This window comes from Pseudomonas sp. Z18(2022), assembly GCF_036346535.1.
Taxonomy (GTDB): domain Bacteria; phylum Pseudomonadota; class Gammaproteobacteria; order Pseudomonadales; family Pseudomonadaceae; genus Aquipseudomonas; species Aquipseudomonas yamanorum_A.
Map to the genome: position 1 here is coordinate 376,881 of NZ_JAOTOA010000005.1, position 24,654 is coordinate 401,534.

Here is a 24,654-nt window from a genome sequence, read left to right on the forward strand (position 1 = left end):
TCACAAAACCCGCTCCCCAGCCAAAACCCCATCCCGCCACCAAGCCGCCAAACTCAACACATTCGGCGCCTTGAGCAACGAAAAATGATTCCCCGGCCCATACCAAACCTCCAACGACCCGGTGCACTGGCGCCACCCATCAACCATCACCCCCTGCTCCCGCTGATTCCCCGCCGCATCCAGGGTCGGATCCTCCGCCAACACCAGCCGCACCACCCCCTCATACCTTTGAGCCGGCCGATAAACCGTACGCAACGCCGACGCATACGTCCGCGCCGGCCCATCCATGGCATCCGCCGAAGACCGCACAGGCAACAACCCAACCCCCACCATCCCCGCATGCAACAACCGCCGCTGCTCCACTTCATCCCGCCCGGCAAAATCCACCGCATCAACACCCAGCGACTTACCCGACGCAATCTGCATCGACTCCACCAACCGCAACAACGCCGCCGTCGTGGTATACGGCCTGCCCACCACCCCATTCCCCCCGGGCGCCTCGCTGTCAATCAACGTCAACGAAGCCACCTCACGCCCCTGGGCCTGCAACCGCGCGGCCATCTCAAACACCACCCAGCCACCAAACGAATGCCCGACCAGATGCACCGGCCCCGAAGGACATTCCAACTCCAGCGCCTGCAAATAACAGCGCGCCGCCGCCTCGACCTGACTGTGAGGCACCACCTCTCCATCCAGCCCGCGCGGCTGCAAGCCAAAGATCGGCCAGTCCCGGCCCAACGCCTCGGTCAACCCCACAAACCCGGTCACGCTGTCCCCCGCCCCCGGCACACAAAAGATCGGTGCCTGCCCGGCGCGGCCACTCTGAATCCGCAACAACGGCTGATGCTCCGCCACACGCGGCGCCTCACTCAGCGCCAGGGCTTCACCCAACGCCTGCCCCAGCGCCTGGATATGCGGCGCCTGCATCATGCTCTGGTGATCCCCCGGGACTTCAATGCGGCGCAATTGCCCTGCGGCCAGCGCCTTGTCCCAGCCCAAATCCAGGCTGCGCCGCGACAGTTCCGTCGGCCGCTCGGCAGCGCTGAACAGGTGCACCGCCAGCGGCATCGGGAACAGGCTGTAATGCGCCAACGCATGCCCGTGCCCGACTTCCCGCTCGATAAAACTCAAGAGATCCGCGTCCGTTGCCGCCGCCATCTGCGCGTACAACAGATGCCGATCGCGGCAGCGTTGCAGCAAGCCAGCAAAGTCCAGCTGTCCAATCTGCGCGTCCAGTTGCTCCAGGCTCGCCAACTCATCCACACCTCCCTGTGCCTTCCAATACGCCGTGCACTGCAACAACAGATGCCGCTTGAGGGCATCCGGACCGGCCCAGCGCGCCTTGCCCTGGTCGGTCATGCGCGGCACGTAGCTGTCGATCAGCCCGAGGAATGCTACCGGCTCGTCCAGCCCCTGCAGTTGCATCGCCACTTCATAGGCCAGCACCCCGCCAAACGACCAACCCGCCAGGCGATACGGCCCATGGGGCTGCACCGACCGAATAATCCTCACCAGCCGCGCCGCGAGGCCTTCCATGGTTTGCAATTGCGGCTCACCGAGGGGCGCGCCGGGCAAGCCATAGATCGGGTAGTCACCCGGCAGATGCCGGCCCAGCGCCGGGAAGTACACGTCCATGCCGCTGAACTCATGCACCAGGAACAACGGCGGCTGGCTGCCGCTGGCGCGCACGGTGATCAGCGAGCGGTTGTCCTCCCGCGCAGTGCGCTGGCCGAGCATCGCAGCCACCGAAGCCACGCTGGCGTGCTGGAACAGCTCCGCCAGCGATACCCCGAGCCCCGCCTCTTCCATCAGGTTGACCAGCCGGATCGCCAGCAACGAATGCCCGCCCAGTTCAAAGAAACTGTCATGCCGGCCGACCTGTTCCAACCTCAACACCTCGGCCCAGAGTCGCGCCAGGGTCTGCTCCAGCTCATTCGCCGGGGCCTCGAACACGCGGCTCACCAACGCTTCCATCGCCGGCACCGGCAGGGCCTTGCGGTCGACTTTGCCGTTGGCGGTCAGGGGCATTTTTTCCAGCGGCACATAGGCCGACGGCACCATGTAGTCCGGCAGGTGCTGCAGCAGATGGCTGCGCAACACCTCGATGGCCAGCGGCTCGCCGGTGTAGTACGCCACCAGGCGTTTGTCCCCCGGCACATCCTCCCGCGCCAGCACCACCACATCCTTGATCCCGGCACAGGTCGCCAGGCGCGCTTCGATCTCGCCCAACTCGATGCGGAAACCACGGATCTTCACCTGGTCGTCATTGCGCCCGATGCACTCCAGCAGCCCGTCCGCCGACCAGCGTCCCAGGTCCCCGGTGCGGTACAGCAAGCCCTCGCCAAACGGGTTATCGACAAACTTTTCGGCCGTCAGCTCAGGCCGGTTCAAATACCCCTTGGCCACGCCGTGCCCGCCAATGCAGATTTCCCCGACCACACCCATTGGCACCGGCTGCAACTGCGCATCCAGCACATGGATCTGCGTGTTGGAAATCGGCTTGCCGATCGGCACGCTTTCGGCGTCGGCGGCGATGGCCTGCACTTCATACGTGGTGGCGTAGGTGGTGGTTTCCGTCGGGCCGTAGCAATGCACCAGGCGCAGCGCCGGTGCCTGGGCCAGCAGGCTGCGGAACGCCGCCGGGTCCGCCCGCTCGCCGCCGCAAAGCAGGATGCGCAGCCCGGCCAACGCGTCGGGAATCAGCTGCACGTACTGGTTGAACAGGGCGGTGGTGACGAACAGGATCGTCGCCCCGCCGGCCTTCAATACCCGGCCAAAAGCCCCCGGGTCGAGCAAGGTGGCATGGTCGATCACCAGCACCTGGCCGCCGTTGAGCAAGGGGCCCCACACGTCCATGGTGCTCGCGTCGAACGCCGGGTTGGAGGCAAATGCCACGCGGTCATGGGCGTTGAAATCGGCGTAGCCGTTATTGATCACCAGCCGCGTGATGCCCCGGTGCGGCACGAGCACGCCTTTGGGGGTGCCGGTGGAGCCGGAGGTGTACATGATGTACGCCACCCGCTCCGAGGACTGTGACAGGTCGGGGTTGTGGCTCGGTTGCGGGTCCAGCGCCAGGGTGTCGAGGTCGATCCGGCGGGCCGGGTAATCGATGGATTCGTTGCTGTGGGTCAACAGCCACACCGCGCCGCTGTCCTGCACCATGAAGGCCTGGCGTTCGGCCGGGGCGTTGATGTCCAGCGGCACGTAGGCGGCGGCGCATTTGAGGATCGCCAGCTGGCTGAGCAGCAGGTCAATCGAGCGTGGCAGCAGGATCGCTACGTGGTCGCCGGGCTGCACGCCCAGAGTGCGCAGGTGGTGAGCCAACTGGTTGGCGCGGGTATTCAGCGCGCCGTAACTCAGGGTGTGTTCGCCATGCACCACGGCGACGGCGCTCGGACGCGCCTGGGCCTGGGCTTCGAACAAGCGCTGCACGGTATGTTCGTGAGGGAATTCACGTTGGGTGGCGTTGAACTCCACCCGCAGTTTTTCACGCTCTGCCACCGGCAGAATCGACAGTTGGCTGATGGCGCTCCCGGCATTCTGTTCCAGGGCCTGCACCAGCTGTTCGAGGGCGATATGCAGGTACTCGCAGAGGCGTGGCGCGCCCTGCCCCATCACGTCGAAGCTGAACCCGTCCCCCAGGTCATCGACACTCAGGGACAACGCAAAGTTGGTGCGTTCCTCGGCCTTGAGCACCTGCATGCCCTGCCAGGCCTCGGCCACTGCGCCAGCGTGCGGCGCACTGTGACGGTAGTTGAACAGCACGCTGAACAGCGGCGTATTGGCCGGCAGCCCGCTGCAACGCTGGGCCAGGGCCAGAGGCGCATGCTCGTGGCTGAGCAGTCGGGTCAGGCTGGCGTGGGTCGCCATCAGCGCCGCGTGCACCGTGCGCTGCCCCAGGTCGACCCGCAGCGGCAAGGTGTTGATGAACACGCCCAAGGCACGTTCAGCGCCTTCACCGCCTTGCAGCCGGCCCAGCAACACAGTGCCGAACACCACCTGCTCGCGGCCGCAGACCTTGCCCAATACCTGCGCCCAGGCCAGGTGCATCAAACTCGCCGCACTCACCCCAAGATGACGTGCCAGGCTGCGCAGGCGCCCGTTCAACAGCGGGTCGACGTTCAGGCGCGCCTGCTGCGCTTCACCCGGTGCATTCAGGGCTGGCGTCGGCTCATCGACCTCACCGAGCATCTCGCGGAAGAACGCTTCGTGCTCTTCCTCGCCCATTCCCAGCCGCGTCTGGGCCACATAGTTGCGATACGGCACCGCCGCGCCCAACTGTTCGCGCCGGCCCAGCAGGCAGGCCTGCATCTCGTGCTGCAGCACTTCCAGCGCAACGTGGTCCATCACCAGGTGATGGAACAGCAACAATGCAACCACTCGCTGGTTGGCCGGGTCCTCGGCGTACACCAGGCGCATCAACGGTGCCTGGGCCAGGTCCAGGCGATGCTCATGGAAGCGCGTCTGCAATTGCTCCAGCACATCGCCTGTCAGTTGAATCGCCTCGACCTGCAGCGAGGCCTGGCGCCATACCACCTGCACCGGTTCTTCCAGCCCATCCCAGTGCATCGACGAACGCAGGATGTCATGCCGCTCGATCACCGCCTGCAAGGCCTGGGCGAACGCTTCAAGGCGCTCGACGCTGGCAAAGGCGAACTGCGCCTGCAACAGGTACGCATCACCCTGCTGCACCGCCCGGTGGTGATACAGGATCCCGGCCTGCAACGGCGCCAGCGGGTAGATGTCCTGCACATTGGCCGCGCCGCCGGGAATGGTCGCGACGAGACGGTCGATGACAGGTTGTGCCAGGGTCACCAGCGTGAGCATGTCCGGGGTGATGCGCGTGCAATCGGCAGCAATGCCATTGACCGGCACCGCCACTTCGCGGCCACCACCCACCGCCGCAGCCAACGCCGCCAGGGTCGGCTGGCCAAACAACACCTTCACATCCGCCGACAGTCCGGCCCGGCGCATGCGGCCGATCAGGCTGGCGGCCAGCAGCGAGTGGCCGCCCAGTTCGAAGAAATTGTCATGCCGCCCCACCCGCTCCACCTTGAGCAAGTCCGCCCACAGGCCGGCCAGGGTGACTTCGATATCGCCCACTGGCGCGACATATTCCCGGGCGATCACCGACGCAAGGACCGGCGCCGGCAGGGCCTTGCGGTCGAGCTTGCCGTTGGGGCTCAGGGGCAAGGCGTCCAGGTGCATGAAGGTCGTCGGCACCATGTAGTCCGGCAGGTGTTCCAGCAGATGGCTGCGCAGAGCGTCGATCTCGGCCGGCACGCCGGTGTAGTAAGCCACCAGCCGTGAATCCCGGGCGATAACCGCGGCTTCGCTGAGCTGCGGGAACTGGAGCAGTCGCGCCTGGATCTCCCCCAGTTCAATGCGCAGGCCACGGATTTTTACCTGGTCGTCGTTGCGGCCCAGGTACTCGATAGTGCCGTCGGGCAAGTAACGCCCGACGTCGCCGGTGCGGTACATCCGGCCGGTACTGAACGGGTCCTTGAGGAAGCGTTCGGCCGTCAGTTCAGGGCGGTGCAAGTAACCCCGGGCGACTTGCACGCCACCGATAAACAGCTCGCCCACCACCCCCAATGGCACCGGCTGCAACTGCGCGTCCAGCAGGTACATGCGGGTGTTGGCGATCGGCTTGCCGATCGGTGTGTTGTCCGGGGTGACGGGCCCGGCGCAATCCCATGCCGTCACGTCCACCGCTGCTTCGGTGGGGCCATAAAGGTTGTACAAGCCGATGCCGGGAAGCTGTTGTTTGAAGCGGCGCACCAGGCTGCCGGGCAAGGCTTCGCCGCTGCACATCACCCGCACCAGCCCGGCGCTCTGGCTGACATCACCGTGGGCCAGGAACACGTCGAGCATCGACGGCACAAAGTGCAAGGTGGTGATCTGCTCCGCCTCGATCACCTCGCACAGGTAAACCGGGTCCTTGTGCCCGCCAGGACGCGCCATCACCAAGCGGGCGCCGGTGAACAGCGGCCAGAAAAACTCCCACACCGACACGTCGAAGCTGAACGGGGTTTTCTGCAACACCGTGTCCTGAGTATCAAGCCCGTACTCGTCCTGCATCCACAGCAGGCGGTTGACCACGCCCGCGTGTTCGTTGATCACGCCCTTCGGTTGGCCGGTGGAGCCGGAGGTGTAGATCACGTAGGCCTGATGCTGCGCGGTCAATCCATCGACCTGCGGATTGGTCATCGGCAGGTGCTGCCAGGTGTTCTGGTCCAGATCCACCACCGACACCTTTACCTCGCCCAGTAAGGCACGGGTTTCGCCCTGCACCAACACCGCCGCCGGCGCGCTGTCCTTGAGCATGTAGGCGATGCGCTCCAGCGGGTACGCCGGGTCCAGCGGCACATAACCACCGCCCGCCTTGAGGATCGCGAAAAGCCCGACGACCATCTCCAGGCCGCGCTCGACGCAGATCGCCACCCGCGAATCCGGCTGTACGCCCAGCTCCCGCAGGTGATGGGCCAACTGATTGGCCCGCTGGTTCAGTTCGCGATAGCTCAGGCACTGTGTGCCCGCCTTCACCGCCACTGCATCGGGCGTACGCTCAACCTGGGCTTCGAACATACCGTGGAGTGTCTGGTCGAGGTTGTAATCGACTGCGGTGTCGTTGAAGTCGAACAGCAGGTGCTCGCGCTCCTGGCCGTCCAGCAAATCAGCGTGCTCCAGCACCGCCTGATCATTAACGACCATGGCTTGCAGCACGCGGGTGAAATAGCCGACATAACGCTGCATCGTCGACTCATCGAACAACGCAATCGCGTACTCCAGGGTGCCGCGGATTTCGCCCCGGGCCTCGCCGAGGTTCAGGGACAGGTCGAACTTGGCAAAGTGACTGTCCTCCACAATCCCTTCAAGGCTCAAGTCCCCAAGGGCCAGCACCGGCGCGTCGCTGTCCTGCCAGGTCAGCATCGTCTGGAACAACGGGCTATGGGCCAGGCTGCGCACTGGCCGGGTGATCTCCACCACCTGTTCAAACGGCAGGTCCTGATGGGCCTGGGCGTCCAGGGTCAAGCCCTTGACCCGCGCCAGCAACGCCTCGGCGCTCAACGCTCCCGAGGTATCGATGCGCACCGCCAGGGTGTTGACGAACAGCCCGATCAAACCTTCCACCTCGGCCCGTTGGCGGTTGGCGACCGGCGAGCCGATCACCACTTCCTGTTGGCCTGCCAGACGCGACAGCAACGAGGCCCACGCGGTCATCATCACCATGTACAGCGTGGTGCCATGGCGTTGGCTGAGGGCCTTGAGCCCGGCGGTCAGGCGCTCGTCCAGGCACACGTCGACGCTGCTGCCGGCGTAGTCCTGCCGGGCCGGACGCGGGCGGTCAGTGGGCAGCATCAACAAGGCTGGCGCACCGGCCAAGGTGTGTTGCCAGTAGCTGCTCTGGCGGTGCAGCACGTCGCCGCTGAGCCACAGGCGCTGCCAGACGGCGAAGTCGCCGTACTGGATCGGCAATGGCGGCAATGGATCAGCCTCACCGCGGCTGAAGGCCTGGTACAGCGCCATCAGTTCGCGGGTCAACACGCCCATGGACCAGCCGTCTGACACGATATGGTGGAGGGTCAGCAGCAACACATGATGATCGTCGGCCATGATCACCAGCCGCCCACGCAGCAGCGGGCCGCGTTGCAGGTCAAAGGGTGCCGAGGCTTCGCCCTGGATCAGCGCGTCCAGCACCTGCTGTGCTTCGGGGTGACGACGCAGGTCCTGCACTTGCAGGGGCATCACCTCTTCGGGCGGCACGATCAGCACGCAGGCGTCGTCGTCCTGCTGGGCGAAACGGCTACGCAAGGTCTCATGCCGCGCCACGATCCGCGCCAGGGCCCGTTGCAGCGCCTCGACGTGCAACTGTCCGCGCAGGCGCAGGCCGATCGGAATGTTGTAGGCCGTGTTGGCCCCTTCCATCAGCGCCAGGAACCACAGGCGTTGCTGGGCAAACGACAGCGGCAAATCTGCGTCCCGTGCCGCCGGCAGGATATCCGGCAACGTGCTGCGTCCCGCCTGGGCCAGCACTTGCGCCACCGCCGCCAGTTCGGCATTGGCGAACAGCTCACCCAGCGCCAGGTCGACCCCCAGTTGCTGGCGCACTTGAGACACCATGCGCATCGCCAGCAACGAATGCCCGCCCAGCTCGAAGAAATGGTCCTGGCGCCCGACGCGCTCCACGTGCAGCACCTCGGCCCAGATCTGCGCGAGCACGCTTTCAATATCGCCGTGGGGCGCCTCGTATTCGCGGGTGAATACCGCGGCCAGGTCCGGTTTTGGCAGGGCCTTGCGGTCCAGCTTTCCGTTGGCGGTCAGGGGCAACGCATCCAGTTTTACGTAGGCCACCGGCACCATGTAATCCGGCAGATGCGCCACCAGATGCGCACGAATCTCGCCCACTTCAAGGGCATCGAACTGCGGGTTTTCGGTGAAGTAGGCTACCAACCGTGGCTGGCCCGGCTGGTCTTCACGGGCCAGCACCACCACTTCCTGGAGACTCGGAAGCTGGTTGAGGCGGGTTTCGATTTCCCCCAGTTCGATACGCACGCCACGGATTTTTACCTGGTCGTCGTTGCGCCCCAGGTACTCGATATTCCCGTCCGGCAACCAGCGCGCCAGGTCGCCGGTGCGGTACATACGGCCCGGGTTGAACGGGTCATCCAGGAAGCGTTCGGCGGTCATTTCCGGGCGGTTGAGATACCCCCGCGCCACGCCCTTGCCGCCCACATACAGTTCACCGGCAACGCCCAACGGCACCGGGCGTTGCTGTTCGTCCAGCAGGTAAACCGTGGCATTGGCGATGGGTTTGCCGATGTGCAACGGCTGCCCGGGTTCGATCCGGCCGGAGGTGGCGACCACCGTGGCTTCGGTGGGCCCGTAGTTGTTGATCACCTCGAAACGCTGGGCCCGGGTGAACTGGCGCAGGCGGTCGCCGCCAATCAGCAGGGTGCGCAGGGTCGGGTGTTCGATGTTCTGGCTGAACGCATATTCGGCCACGGGCGTGGGCAGGAAACACACGTCCAGCGGTTGCGCGCGCCACCAGTCCAGTAGCGCGTCGATGTCTTCCGCGCCGTCGTGAGCCGGCGGCAGGTGCAAGGTCGCGCCCACGCAGAGGGCCGGCCAGACCTCCCAGGCCATCGCGTCAAAGCCGAACCCGGCGACGCTGGCGGTATGCCGTCCGGCGCACAGGTCAAATGCGCGGCAATGCCAGTCCACCAGGTTGGCCACGGTGTGGTGCTCCACCATTACGCCCTTGGGCAGGCCGGTGGAGCCGGAGGTGTAGATCACGTAGGCCAGGTTGGACGGTGTGACGGCGACGTGCGGGTTGCTGGCCGAATGGTGATGCCAGGTAAAACGGTCGAGGTTGATCACCGGCACGTCGAGCGCGGGCAGGCGTTCCAGCAGTGCGTGCTGGGTCAGGACTGCAACCGGGGCGCTGTCGCTGAGCAGGTAGCTCAGGCGCTCGGCGGGGTGCGACGGGTCCACCGGTACATAGCAGGCGCCGGACTTGAGGATCGCCAGCAACCCGGCCAGGGTGTCCAGGCCGCGCCGGGCCACGATGGCCACGCGGTCGTCGGGTTTTACCCCCAGCGCCAGCAGGTGATGGGCCAGCAGGTTGGCTTGCTGATTCAATTCGGCGTAGGTCAGTTGGCGGCCTTGATATACCGCGGCCACCGCGTCCGGGGTCAGCAGGGTTTGCGCTTCGATACGCCCGTGCAGGGTGGTGCCTTGGGGGAAGTCGGCGGCTGTGGCGTTGAACTGCTTCAGCAGATGGCGCTGCTCCGCCTCGGGCAGCACCGACAAACGATTCAAGGGTGTTTCGGGTGCCTGTTCCAGCGCCTGCACCAGGTTTTCCAGGGCGGTTTGCAGATAGCTGCACACCCGCTGCGGATCCACCTGGGCACTGGCCAACAGGCTCAGGCTGAAGTCCTCGCCCAGATCGTCGACGCTCAGGGTCAACGGGTAGTTGGTGCGCTCCTCGGAACGCAACGCCTGAATACCCTGCCAGGCCGATGCCGCCTCGGCACTCGCGCTGCCGGCGCTGTGGCGGTAGTTGAGCAACGCGCTGAACAGCGGCGTCGGCGCCACCACGCCGCTGCACCGCTGGGCCAGAGCCAGCGGCGCATGTTCGTGGCGCAGCAAGGTGGTGAGCCGGGCATGGGTGGCCTTGACCCCGGCGCGTACGTCTTCGGCGCCCACATCCACCCGGAACGGCAAGGTGTTGATAAAGATCCCCAACGCACGGTCGGTGTCGTGGCTGCCCTGCATGCGGCCCATCAGCACCGTGCCGAACACCACCTGTTGCTTGCCCGCCAGCACGCCCAGCACCTGGGCCCAGCCCATATGGAACAGGCTCGCGGCACTCACGCCCAACTGCCGGGCCTGGGCGCGCAGACGCCGGCTCAGTTGCGGGGCCAGCGCCAGGCTGATTTCTTCGATGTTGTCGCCGTCACCCTGCACATCCTGCAAGCCGTAGGGCAAGGTGGGTTCGCTGATGTCGCCGAGCATCTGGCGGAAGAAACCTTCGTGTTCCTGCTCGCTGATGCCCAGCCGCGCCTGCGCGACGTAGTTGCGAAACGGCACGGCCTGGCCCAACCGCTCGGCCTTGCCCAGCAGGCAGGCCTGCATCTCGTGGCACACCACTTCCAAAGCGCTGTGGTCCAGGGCCATGTGGTGGAACAACAGCATCGCCACCACGCGCTGGCCGGCTTCATCCCGGGCGCGCACCAGCCGCAGCAGCGGTGCCTGGGTCACGTCCATGCGGTAATGACGGCCATCGAACAGTCGGTGCAACTGGGCAGCGATATCACCGTCGGCCGGGTCCAGCTCAATCGCCTGCACCGGCAGGCGCGCCGTGCGCCAGACCACTTGCGACGGTTCTTCCAGGCCCTCCCACACCACCCCGGTACGCAGGATGTCGTGGCGGTCGATCACCTGTTGCAGGGCCCGGGCAAACCCCTCGAAGCGCTCGAGGCTGTCGAAGGCAAACAGCGACTGCATGATGTACGGGTCGCCGTGTTCGGCACTCACATGGTGGTAGAGGATGCCCTCCTGCAACGGCGCCAGCGGGTAGATGTCCTGCACATTGGCGACGCCACCCTCGACGGTCTCGAGGATGCGGTCGATGGACGCCTGGCTGAGGTTCGACAGGGTCAGCATCTGCGGGGTGATGAAGGTAGCGCCCGGCGCAATGCCATTGGCTGGCACCTGCACCTCACCCGCCTTGGTCGCCGAGTAATCCCCGGCCTTGATCAGCTCGATCAGCGCCGGCTTGTGTTCGCGCAGCGAGGCCACCAATGCCGCGTCGCTCAGGGCCTGTTTGTTGCCTTGCACCGACAGCTGATCGCCCTTGAGCGCCAGTTGCACGTCCTTGGCCTTGAGTGTCGCCAACAGTTCGATGATGCTCACAGGACGATCTCCATTCGTTCGGTAATTGCGGCGTAGCCGGCCAGGGTCGGTTGTTCGAACAGGCCCCGCACATCGGCTTCCATGCCTTCCTGACGCAAGCGTCCAATCAAACTGACGGCCAGCAACGAGTGCCCGCCCAGTTCAAAAAAGTTGTCGTGTCGCCCTACCCGCTCCACCTTCAGCAGCTCGGCCCACAGCCGCGCCAGGGTGATTTCGGTGTCACCCACCGGGGCTTCGTACTCGCGCACGATCAGCGACTCCACACCCGGCGCCGGCAGGGCCTTGCGGTCCAGCTTGCCATTGGGGCTCAGGGGCCAGGCGTGCAGGTGCACGAACACGGCGGGCACCATGTAGTCCGGCAAGCGCGCCAGCAGGTGCGCCCGCAGTTGTTCGATATCGGCCTGCACGCCGGTGTAGTACGCCACCAGCCGCTCATCCCGGGCCAACACCGCCGCCTCCTTGACCTGCGGGTACTCGGTCAGGCGCGCCTGGATTTCCCCCAGCTCGATACGCAGGCCACGGATTTTCACCTGGTCGTCGTTGCGGCCCAGGTACTCGATATTGCCGTCGGGCAGGTAGCGCCCGACGTCGCCGGTGCGGTACATCCGGCCGGCATTGAACGGGTCCTTGAGGAAGCGCTCGGCGGTCAGTTCAGGACGGTGCAGGTAGCCGCGAGCGACTTGCACGCCGGCGATAAACAGCTCGCCCACCACCCCCAGCGGCACCGGCTGCAACCGCGCGTCCAGCAGGTACATGCGGGTGTTGGCAATCGGCTTGCCGATGGGGGTGTTGTCCGGCACCACGGGCCTGGCGCAGTTCCAGGCGGTCACGTCCACCGCCGCTTCCGTCGGGCCGTAGAGGTTGTACAGGCCGATGCCGGGCAACTGCTGCTTGAAGCGCCGCACCAGGCTGCCGGGCAAGGCTTCGCCGCTGCACATCACCCGCAGCAACCCGGCACTCTGGCTGACATCGCCATGGGCCAGGAACACGTCGAGCATCGACGGCACGAAGTGCAAGGTGGTGATCTGTTGCGCCTCGATCACTTCGCACAGGTAAGCCGGGTCCTTGTGCCCGCCGGGGCGCGCCATGACCAACCGTGCCCCGGTGAACAGCGGCCAGAAGAACTCCCACACCGACACGTCGAAGCTGAACGGGGTTTTCTGCAGGACCGCGTCAGTGGCGTTCAGGCCATAGGCGTCCTGCATCCACAGCAGGCGGTTGACCACACCGGCGTGCTCGTTGATCACGCCCTTGGGCTGGCCGGTGGAGCCGGAGGTGTAGATCACATAAGCCTGGTGCTGCGGGGTCAGTCCTTCGACCTGTGGGTTAGCCGCTGGCAGGTGCTGCCAGGCGTTCCGGTCCAGATCCACCACCGGCACCGTCACATTGCCCAACAGCGAACGGGTTTCGCCCTGCACCAGCACCGCTGCCGGCGCGCTGTCTTGCAGCATGTAGGCCAGGCGCTCCAGCGGGTAGGCCGGGTCCAGCGGCACATAACCGCCGCCGGCCTTGAGGATCGCGAACAGGCCGATGACCATCTCCAGGCCGCGCTCGACGCAGATCGCCACCCGCGAATCCGGCTGCACACCGAGCCCGCGCAGGTGATGGGCCAACTGGTTGGCCCGTTGGTTCAGCTCGGCGTAGGTCAGGCGTTGCTCGCCCGCCTTCACCGCCAGCGCATCGGGGGTGCGCTCGACCTGGGCTTCGAACATGCCGTGCAGGGTCTGCGCCAGGTCGTAATCCACCTCAGTGGCGTTGAAGTCAAACAGCAGTTGCTTGCGCTCTGCATCCCCCAGGATCGGCAGGCGATCAAGAGCCTGGTGCGGCGCGTGTTCCAGGGCATCCACCAGTTGGGTCAACGCCGTCTGCATATAACCGCAGACCCGCTGTGCGCCCACCTGCGCCAGGGTCAGCGCGGTGAAGTCATAACCGTCCCCCAGGTCATCGACGTTCAGGGTCAACGGGTAGTTGGTGCGCCCGTCGTTGGTCAGGGTCTGCATGCCTTCCCAGGCGTGTTGCGCGTCCTGTGACCGGGTGGCGCCGCCACGGTGACGGTAGTTGAGCATCGAGCTGAACAGCGGCAACGGCGCCGCCACCCCGCTGCAACGCTGGGCCAGGGCCAGGGACGCATGCTCATGCCCCAGCAGCGCGGTGAGCCGAGCGTGGGTGCCGCGCACGCTGTCGCGCACGTTTTGCCCGTCGATATCCAGGCGCAATGGCAGGGTATTGATGAACACGCCGAGGGCACGATCCGCCCCCTCGCCGCCCTGCATCCGGCCCACCAGCACGGTGCCAAACACCACGTTCGGCTTGCCCGACGTCACCGCCAGTACCTGGCCCCACGCCAGGTGGAACAGGCTCGCGGTGCTCACCCCCAGCAGGCGCGCCTGGGCCCGCAGGCGCCGGCTGACGGCGGCGTCCAGGTGGTGGGTGAATTCTTCGATATCCCGACCATCGCCCTGCACATCCTGCAAGCCGAAGGGCAGCGTCGGCTCATGGATATCGCCGAGCATCTCGCGGAAGAAGCCTTCGTGCTCCTGCTCGCTGACACCCAGCCGCGCCTGGGCCACGTAGTTGCGATACGGCATCGGCGCGGCCTGCGGTGCGGTTTGGCCCAGCAGGTAACCCTGCATTTCCCGCAGCACCACGTCGAACGCGGTGTGGTCCAGCACGATATGGTGATACAGCAGCACCGCCACCACACGCTGATTGGCCGGGTCATTGGCGTACATCAGGCGGATCAGCGGGGCCTGGGCGATGTCCAGGCGGTAGCGTCGGGCGTCGAAGCGCTGATGCAGGCCGGCCAGTACGTCACCCTCCAGGTGCAACGCTTCGACCTGCAATTGCGCCTTGCGCCACACCACCTGCACCGGCTGCGCCAGGCCTTCCCAGACCACGCCGGTGCGCAGGATGTCGTGGCGATTGATCACCTGTTGCAAGGCCTGGGCGAAACTCTCCAGGCGCGCCTGAGTATCGAACGCCAGGTGCGATTGCAGCAGGTACGGGTCGCCCTGCTCCGCCGTGATGTAGTGGTAAAGAATCCCTTCCTGCAACGGCGCCAGCGGGTAGATGTCCTGCACATTGGCCGCGCCACCGGGCACGCTGGCGACGACCTGATCGAGGGTCGACTGATCCAGCTCCACCAGCGACAGCATCGACGGCGTGATGCGCTGGCAATCGGCAGGGATGCGGTTGACCGGCACCACCACTTCCCGGCCACTGCCCACCGCCGCTGCCAGTGCAGCCAATGTCGGCTGGCTGAACAACACCCGCACATCGGCGCTGAGGCCGACCTGGCGCATGCGCTCGATCAAGCTCACCGCCAGCAATGAATGGCCGCCCAGTTCAAAGAAGTGGTCATGGCGGCCCACTTGTTCTACCTGCAACACCTCGGCCCAGATCCGCGCCAGGGTGGTTTCGACTTCTCCACGCGGAGCTTCGTATTCGCGGCTGAGCATGGCGGCCTGGTCCGGCGCCGGCAGGGCCTTGCGGTCGAGCTTGCCGTTGGCGGTCAGGGGCCAGCTGTCGAGTTTCACGTAGGCCACAGGCACCATGGCCTCGGGCAGTTGGCTGTGCAGTTCGGCGCGCAGGGTCTCGATGTCCAGCGCAGCGTGTTCGGTGAACCAGGCCACCAATCGACCGTCGCGCACCAGCACCACGGCCTCCTGGATGTCATCGACGGCGGCCAGGCGGGTTTCGATTTCCCCCAGTTCGATGCGCACGCCACGGACTTTTACCTGGTCGTCATTACGGCCCAGGTACTCGATATTGCCATCCGGCAGCCAGCGCGCCAGGTCGCCGGTGCGGTACATGCGGCCCGGGTTGAACGGGTCATCCAGGAAGCGTTCGGCGGTCATCTCGGGACGGTTCAAATACCCGCGGGCCACGCCGCTGCCGCCCACATAGAGTTCGCCTGCCACGCCCACCGGCACCGGACGCTGCTGCGCGTCGAGCAGGTACACGGTGGCATTGGCCATCGGCTTGCCGATATGCAGTGGCTGGCCGGCGTGCACGCGCCCGGAGGTGGCGACCACCGTGGCTTCGGTGGGGCCGTAGTTGTTGATCACTGCAAACCGTCGCTCGTGAGTGAACTGGCGCAGGCGATCACCGCCGATCAACAAGGTGCGCAGGCTTGGGTGTTCCAGGTCCTGGCTGAAGGCGTACTCGGCCACAGGCGTGGGCAGGAAGCTCACGTCCAGCGGCTGGGCCAGCCACCAGCCCAGCAGTTCATCGATGTTTTCATTGCCCACCTGGGCCGGTGGCAGGTGCAAGGTCGCGCCCACGCACAACGCCGGCCAGACTTCCCAGGCCATCGCATCAAAGCCGAACCCGGCCACGCTGCTGGTGTGGCTGCGGGCATGCAGGTCAAAGGCTTCGCAGTGCCAGTGCACCAGGTTTTCCACGGTGCAGTGTTCCACCATCACCCCTTTGGGCTGGCCGGTGGAGCCGGAGGTGTAGATCACGTAGGCAAGGTTAGCCGGGGTCAGCCCGGCGACCTGGGGATTGGTCGCGTCGGGGTAAGCGCCATGCAGGTCGACGATGGCCACATCACCCAGCACGGCACGGGTGCTTTCTTCGGCGAATACCGCGACCGGGGCGCTGTCTTGCAGCAGGTAGGCGATGCGCTCGGCCGGGTACGCCGGGTCCACGGGCACATAGGCGGCGCCCGCCTTGAGAATCGCCAGCAGGCCCGCCAGCATCTGTGGGCCACGTCGGCAGCAGATCACCACGCGGTCGTCGGGCTGCACGCCCAAGGCCAGCAGGTGATGGGCCAACTGATTGGCGCGGTGGTTGAGTGCCTGGTAGGTCAGCGGCTGGCCGTCCTGAACCACGGCAATCCCTTCGGGCTGGCGCCCGGCCTGGGCTTCGAAGGCACCGTGCAGGGTTTGCCCTTGCGGGTAGTCGCGGCCGGTGGTGTTGAAAGTGCGCAGCAGTTTTTCGCGTTCTGGAGCGGGCAGGATCGGCAGCTGGTTCAGCGACAATTCCGGTGTTTGCTCAAGGGCGTCCACCAGTTGCGCCAGGGCGCTGTGCATGTAGTCGCACAGGCGCTGCGCACCGATGGATTCCAGGGCCAGCACCGTCAGGCCGAAGCCTGCTCCCAGGTCGTCCACGCTCAAGGTCAGCGGGTAGTTGCTGCGCTCTTCGCCACCGAGCAACTGCACACCTTCCCAGATGCCATGCCCGTCGCGGGCCATTTCACCCGGGGTGCTGTGGCGGTAGTTGAGCAAGGCGCTGAACAACGGCATCGACGTCGGCACGCCACTGCAACGCTGGGCCAGTGCCAGGGACGCATGTTCATGGCCGAGCAGCGCGCTGAGCCGGGCGTGAGTCGCCTTGACCCCGGCGCGTACTGCGCTGGTGCCCACGTCGACCCGCAACGGCAAGGTGTTGATGAACATCCCCAATGCCCGGTCGGCGCCCTCGCCGGCCTGCATGCGGCCCATCAATACAGTGCCGAACACCACGTCCTGACGGCCCGACACCAGCCCGAGTACCTGGGCCCACGCCAGGTGCATCAGGCTCGCAGCGCTGACGCCCAGTTGCCGGGCATGCTCGCGAATCCGCAGCGCCAATGCCGCGTCCACCGGCAATTCGGCCTCTTCGATATCCCGGCCATCGCCCTGCACATCCTGCACGCCAAAGGGCAGCGTGGGCTCGTCGACATCGGCGAGCATCTCACGGAAGAACTGCTCGTGCTCCTGGGCACTCACGCCCAGGCGCGCCTGGGCCACGTAGGTACGAAACGGTGCCGCAACCGGCAACTCATCCGCCTGATTGAACAGGAACGCACGCATCTCCTGGCCCACCACTTCCATGGCGGTGTGGTCCAGCGCCAGGTGATGGAACAGCAGGATCGCGGCGACACGCTGGTTGGCCGGGTCCTGCGCATAGACCATGCGTAGCAGCGGCGCCTGGGTGATGTCCAGCCGGTAGTGACGGGCATCGAAGCGCGCGTGCAGTTGCTCGATCACGTCGCCATCGGCCGGGTCCAGGGCAACGTTCTGCACCACCAGCTCCGCATGCCGCCAGACCACTTGCACCGGGCTGTCCAGGCCTTCCCATACCACACTGGTGCGCAGGATATCGTGGCGCGCCACGACCTTTTGCAGCGCGCCCATAAAGGCCTGCAAACGCTCGATGCTGTCAAACGCCATGCGCGATTGCAGCAGGTACGGGTCGCCCTGCTCGGCACTGATATGGTGGTAAAGAATGCCTTCCTGCAATGGCGCCAGCGGGTAGATATCCTGCACATTGGCCGCGCCGCCCGGCACCGTGGCCACAATGCGCTCGATGGCCGGCTGGTCGAGCGTGACCAGGGTCAGCATCGACGGCGTGATGCGCTCGCAGCCCGGCGCAATGCCGTTGGCCGGCACCACGATTTCCCGGCCACTGCCCACCGCCGCCGCCAGTGCCGCCAGGCTTGGCTGGTTGAACAGCACCCGCACATCGGCGCTCAGGCCGGCCTGGCGCATGCGCTCGATCAGGCTTACCGCCAGCAGGGAATGACCGCCGAGTTCGAAGAAGTGATCAAACCGCCCGACCCGCTCGACCTTCAATACGTCCTGCCAGATCTGCGCCAGCAGCGTTTCCACCTCGCCCTCGGGCGCCTCGAAACCACGGCTGAGCAGCGACGCCTGATCCGGCGCCGGCAAGCCCTTGCGGTCCAGCTTGCCGTTGGCGGTCAGCGGCAACAGCTCCAGCCAGACATAGGCCGACGGCACCATGTAGTCCGGCAGGCGGCTTTGCAGATGTGCCCGCAACGCTTCAATGCTCAATGGCGCCTGGGCGGTGTAGTAAGCCACCAGGCGTTTGTCGCCGGGCTCGTCTTCACGGGCCAGCACCACGGTGTCTCTCACGCCGGCATAGCTGGCCAGGCTGCTTTCGATTTCACCGGGTTCGATACGGAAACCACGGATTTTCAGTTGATGGTCATTGCGGCCCTGGTACAGCAAGGTACCGTCCGCCTGCCAACTCGCCAGGTCGCCGGTGCGGTACAGCAGGCCATCGCCGAACGGGTCGACGATAAATTTTTCGGCGGTCAGTTGCGGCTGGTTCAGGTAACCCTTGGCCACGCCCGCACCACCGATATACAGCTCGCCGACCACGCCCAGCGGCACCGGCTGCTGCCGCGCATCCAATACGTAGGCACGGCTGTTGCCGATAGGCCGGCCAATGGGAATACCGCCCTCGCCCAGCGCCTTGATCTCGAAGGTGGTGGAAAACGTGGTGGCTTCGGTGGGGCCATAACCATTCAGCAGATGTTGCGGCGCGCCGTGCTCCAGCACCCGGCCGATCACCTGCGGGTCGAGCACATCGCCGCCGACGATCAGGTAGCGCAACTGGCGGAACATCGGCATCAACCCGTCGGCATACTGATGGAACAGCCCGGCGGTCATCCACAACACGCTGACGGATTGCTCCTGCAACAGCGCGGCGAACGCGGCCTGGGACAGCAGCGTGGCGTGCTCTACCACCACCACGCAGCCGCCATTGAGCAGCGGCGCCCACACATCCAGGGTGCTCGCGTCGAACGCCGGGTTCGAGGCGAAGGCCACCCGGTCACGGTGATTGAAGTCGGCGTAGCCGTTGTTGATCACCAACCGGGTCACGGCGCGGTGTGGCACCTGCACGCCCTTCGGGGCGCCGGTGGAGCCCGAGGTGTACATGATGTACGCCACGCTTTCGGCGGACTGGGGCAGGTTCGGGTTGTGGGTCGGCTGTTGGTCCAGGTTCAGCCCATGGAGGTCATTCAGCACCTGCGTGGCGTGGCTGTCCTGCACCATGAACCCCTGGCGCTCGTCCGGCGCGTTGACGTCCAGCGGCACGTAGACCGCCGCGCACTTGAGGATTGCCAGCTGGCTGACCAGCAGATCGATGGAGCGCGGCAACGCGATGACCACGCTGTCGCCGGGTTTTACCCCTTGATCGATCAAGTAATGAGCCAGGCGATTGGCCCGCAGGTTGAGCTCGCGATAACTCAGCGAGGCATCGCCATGCACCACCGCCACCGCTTCCGGACTGGCCAGGGCCTGGGCTTCGAACAGCCCGTGAACAGTGCTCGCCGCGGGGTAGTCGCGGGCGGTGGCGTTGAAGTCCACCAGCAACTGCTGCCGCTCGACGGCGGGCAGGATCGACACGTGATGCAGCGCGGTGGTCGGTGCCTGTTGCAACGCCGTCACCAGGTTGCGCAAGGCGCTGAGCATGTAGGCGCCGACGCGTTGCACATCCACTTCGGCCACGCCTTGCACGGTCAGGGCAAAGTCACTGCCGAGGTCATCGACGTTCAGCACCAGCGGGTAGTTGCTGCGTTCCTCGGAGCTGAGGATTTCGATCCCGGCGTCGGCAAACGGACTGGCGCCCGGCGCTTCACCCGGGGCGCTGTGGCGGTAGTTGAGCAAGGTACTGAACAGCGGCAGCGCACCGGACACGCCGCTGCAACGCTGGGCCAGGGACAGCGATGCATGTTCATGCCCGAGCAACTGCGCCAGCCGCGCGTGGGTGGCGCGCACGCCGGCCTGCACGCCGACGGCGCCGACGCTGACCCGCAGCGGCAAGGTGTTGATGAACATCCCCAGCGCCCGATCGGCGCCTTCGCCACCTTGCATACGGCCCAGCAATACCGTGCCGAATACCACGTCGTCCTGGCCCGACACCTGGCCGAGTACTTGCGCCCATGCCAGATGCACCAGGCTGGCGGCGCTCACCCCCAACTGCCGCGCCTGCTCCCGCAGGCCCAGGCTGAGGGCCGGGTCCAGCGGCAAGTGCGCTTCACGCACGCCGCTGCCGTCACGATTCACGTCGTGCAAGCCGAAGGCCAGGGTCGGCTCGTCGATGTCGCCGAGCATCTCGCTGAAGAACGCTTCATGCTGCGCGGCGCTCACACCAAGGCGTGCCTGGGCCACGTAGTTGCGGTACTGCATGGCGTCGGGCAGCAACCCGGTCTCGCCCGCAAGGCTGGCGCTCATTTCTTCCACCAGCACCTGCAGCGCGGTGTGGTCCAGCAGGATGTGGTGCAACAGCAGGATGCCGACATGGCGGCCCTGATCCTCGGCGTAGGCAAAACGCATCAGCGAGGCACGGGACAGGTCGAGGCGATAGTGGCGTGGGTCAAAGCGAGCTTGCAGTTGCGCCAGCACATCGCTGGCAGAGTCGACCTCAATCTGCTCCACCACCAGCAGCGCCTGGCGCAAGACCACCTGCACCGGCTCGTCCAGGCCTTCCCAGACCATGCCGGTGCGCAGGATGTCATTGCGCTCGATCACGCTTTGCAGCGCACGGATAAACGCCTCGACCGGCTCATGGCCGCTGAAGCTGAACTGCACCTGCAACACGTAGGGATCGCCTTCGGTGGTCGCCAGGTGGTGGTAGAGAATGCCGGCCTGCAACGGGGCCAGGCCGTAGATGTCCTGCACGTTGGCAATACCGCCGGGAACGCTGGCGAGGATATGGTCGATGGCCGGTTGGTCCAGTTCCACCAGCGGCAGCATGTCCGGTGTGATGCGTTGGGTTTCTGCGCTGATCAGGTTGGGCGGGACCTGCACCTCATGCTGCCCGCCCACCGCCGCGGCCAGCGCGGCCAATGTCGGCTGGCCGAACAGCACCCGCACATCGGCGCTCAGTTCCCGCTGGCGCATACGCTCGATCAGCTTGACCGCCAGCAGGGAATGGCCGCCCAGCTCGAAGAAGTTGTCCTGGCGCCCGACCCGCTCGACCTTCAGCAGGTCTTGCCAGAGGCCGGCAATCGCGGTCTCCACCGTGCCTTTTGGCGCTTCATAACCACGGCGGGCCAGGGCCTCGGTGTCGGGTGCCGGCAAGGCCTTGCGGTCGAGCTTGCCGTTGGTGGTGAGCGGGAACCTGTCCAGCAGCACAAAGGCGCTGGGCACCATGTACTCGGCCAGGGACAGCAGCAGATGATCACGCAGCTCGGCAGCCGTGGGCGCCTGGCCCTGCCGGGCGATCACGTAGGCCACCAGGCGCTTGTCGCCCGGCTCGTCTTCGCGGGCAATCACCACGGTTTCGCGCACGCCTTCGCAGGTGGCCAGGCGCGCTTCGATTTCCCCCAGTTCGATCCGGAAGCCGCGGATCTTTACCTGGTCGTCGTTGCGCCCCAGGTATTCGACGCTGCCGTCGGCCAGCAAGCGCCCGAGGTCACCGGTCTTGTACAGGCGCTGGCCGGTCGCCGGGTCCGTCAGAAAGCGTTCGGCGGTCAGCTCATCGCGGTTGAGATACCCCCGCGCCACGCCGGCCCCGCCGACGTACAACTCCCCCACCACACCCATCGGCACCGGCTCGCGGCGGGCGTCCAGCACATACAGTTGCAGGTCGGGAATGCGCACGCCAATCGGGCTGACGCCCACCCGCTGTGCGTCCGCCGCCTCCAACGCACGGTAGGTCACGTGCACGGTGGTTTCAGTGATGCCGTACATGTTGACCAGGCGAGTACCGGCGTTGGTCACCCGGGCGTACCACGGCTTGAGAATCCCGGGCTCCAGGGCTTCGCCGCCGAAGATCACCTGGCGCAGGGAATGCAGCTGCTGGCTACGGCCCTGTGCCGCGATCAACTGGCGGAACGCGCTCGGCGTCTGGTTGAGGATGCTCACACCGGCTTCGCACAGCAGCGCATAGCACTCGTCCGGCGAGCGGCTGACCAGTTGCGGCACCACCAGCAACTGCCCGCCGTGCATCAGCGCGCCCCAGATTTCCCACACGGAGAAGTCGAAGGCAAACGAGTGGAACAGCGCCCAGGTGTCACCGGCGTTAAACCTGAACCAGTGCTCGGTGGCGCTGAACAGCCGTGCGACGTTGCGGTGCTCGATCATCACGCCCTTGGGCAGCCCGGTGGAACCGGAGGTGTAGATCACATAAGCAAGGCTCGACGGGCTGAGCGCAACGTTGGGATTAACGATGGGCTCGTGCTGCAGGCGGTTGAGGTCAATCGAGGTGACGTCGCCCACCAGGTGCCGCGTGTTGTCCTGCACCAGCACCGCCTGCGGCGCGCTGTCTTGCAGGGTGTAGGCGATGCGCTCCTGCGGGTAGGCCGGATCGATCGGCACATAACCCGCGCCGGCCTTGAGAATGCCCAGCAGGCCAATGATCATTTCCAGGCTGCGCTCCACACAGATCGCCACCCGGTCATCGGGGCGAATGCCCTGCTTGAGCAGGCAATGGGCGACCTGGTTGGCGCGTTCATTCAGCTCGCGGTAGCTCAGGCGCTCATGCTCGAACCGTAGCGCGACGGCATCGGGATGGCTGGCGGCATGGGCTTCGACTTGCTGGTGGATCAGGGCCGAATCGGCGTAGTGCCCGGTATCGGCATTCAGGCCATGCAGCAGGTGCTGGCGCTCGGCGGCGGGCAGGATGCCCAGGTTGTGCAGTGGCGTATCCGGCGTTTGCTCCAGCGCCAGCACCAGGTTTTCCAGGGCGGTGTGCAGGTAATCGGCAATGCGCGCGGCGCCGATCGAAGCGTCCACCATCACGGTAAAGGCAAAGCCCTCACCCAGGTCATCGACGTTGACGGTCAGCGGGTAATTGGTGCGCTCTTCGGCGCCCAGCACCTGGATGCCTTCGGCAATGTCGATCACCGCCTGGGTGTCCGAGGCATCGCTGTGGCGGTAGTTGAGGATCGCGCTGAACAATGGTGTGGGTGCAGCCACACCACTGCAACGCTGGGCCAGGGCCAGGGAAGCGTGTTCGTGGTTGAGCAATTCCGTCAGGCGCTTGTGGGTGGTTTGCACCCCGTCGCGCACACTTTGCGCGCCCACATCGACCCGCAGTGGCAGGGTATTGATGAACATGCCCAGGGCCTGGTCGGAGCCTTCGCCTGCGCCCATACGCCCGAGCATTACGCTGCCAAATACCACGGCTTCGCGAGCGGAGACCTTGCCCAGCACCTGGGCCAGTGCCAGGTGCATCACGCTGGCGGGGCTGACGCCCAACGGCCGGACTTGGGCCCTGAGGCGACGGCTCAGGTCGCTGTCGACGGCGATGCGGGTTTCATCGATGCCATGGCCGTCGCCCTGCACATCCTGGAGGCCGAACGGCAAGGTGGGTTCGTCGATATCGGCGAGCATCTCGCGGAAAAACGCTTCGTGTGCCTGCTCGCTGACGCCGTGGCGAACCTGGGCGATGTAGTTGCGAAACGGCACCGGTGCACCGGCCTGTTCGGTCTGGCCGGCGAGGTGCAGCTGGATCTCGCGGCGCACCACGTCGAGGGCCGTGTGGTCGAGGATGGTGTGGTGGAACAGCAGCATGGCGACCACCCGCTGGTTGCGCGGGTCTTCGGCGAACACCAGGCGCAGCAATGGTGCCTGGCCGAGGTCCATGCGGTAGTTGCGGGCATCGTAGCGGGCTTGCAGCCGGGTCAGTACGTCGCCGTCGAGACGAGCTTCTTCGCAGGCCAGCACGGCTTTGCGCCAGACCACTTGCAGGGGTTCGTCGAGGCGTTCCCAGACCATGGAGGTGCGCAGGATATCGTGACGATCGATGACCCATTGCAGGGCCTGGGCGAAGGTTTCCAGACGGGCGCGGCTGTCGAACACGAACTGCGCGTGGAGCACGTAGGGGTCGCCCTGGTGCGCTGACAAGTGATGGTAGAGCATGCCTTCCTGGAGCGGGGCCAGGGGGTAGATATCCTGCACATTCGCCGCGCCGCCGGGGATGCTGGCGACGATGCGGTCGATGGCGGGTTGGTCGAGGTTGACCAGGGGCAGCATGGCCGGGGTGATGCGGTAGGCCGGGCTGAGCCAGTCGCCGCCGTGTTGGGCGACGAGGTCGAGCAGTTGGGGTTTGTGGGCGATCAGTTGGTCCCATAGGGCGTCATCCAGCGCGTCGTCGTCACCCAGGATGATCAGGTCGCCTTCTTCCATTTGCAGGCGGATCGGGTGGGTGGAAAGAGCTGCCAATAATTTGCTGAACTGCATGGGGGTAACCTGCTTTTTTGAGTCGGATACGGTTGAGGAGAAAGTCCGTTTTCAGCTGTCGCGTAAGTGCCTGGGAGGCCCGGTTTAAAGCGCGGGCGCGGTCGTGGGCCGGGAGGCGTCCCGCAGGGTTGGGAAATTAGAGGATTCGGGGGGGCGGGGGTGACATGGGAAGCGGGGACAAACGGGTTGGCGGGGGGGACTTTCGTATTTATTGGAGGGGCTTGGATGGGGGGTATATCCGTTATTTGGGTGATGTCTGATATTGGTTCCGCTCTTACAGCGGCTCACTTTTGAAAAGCGCAAAAGTAAGCAAAAC

At 65.7% G+C, this 24,654-nt stretch carries 2 protein-coding genes; both read right to left on the bottom strand.

Annotated elements, in window-relative coordinates; translation table 11 throughout:
• Complete coding sequence (locus V3W39_RS15005) at nt 1-11,418, bottom strand: amino acid adenylation domain-containing protein (protein ID WP_330212874.1); 11,418 nt, start codon at nt 11,416-11,418, stop codon at nt 1-3.
• The gene (locus tag V3W39_RS15010; RefSeq protein WP_330212875.1) at nt 11,415-24,338 is read right to left on the bottom strand and encodes an amino acid adenylation domain-containing protein; all 12,924 of its coding nucleotides are present in this window, start codon (nt 24,336-24,338) and stop codon (nt 11,415-11,417) included. Before V3W39_RS15010 ends, V3W39_RS15005 begins: the two co-directional genes overlap by 4 nt.
• Nucleotides 24,339-24,654: the final 316 nt, after the last annotated feature.

Coding starts and splice junctions, on each gene's coding strand:
- V3W39_RS15010 (WP_330212875.1), bottom strand. CDS start 24,338: ATGCAGTTCAGCAAATTATTGGCAGCTCTTTCCACCCACCCGATCCGC.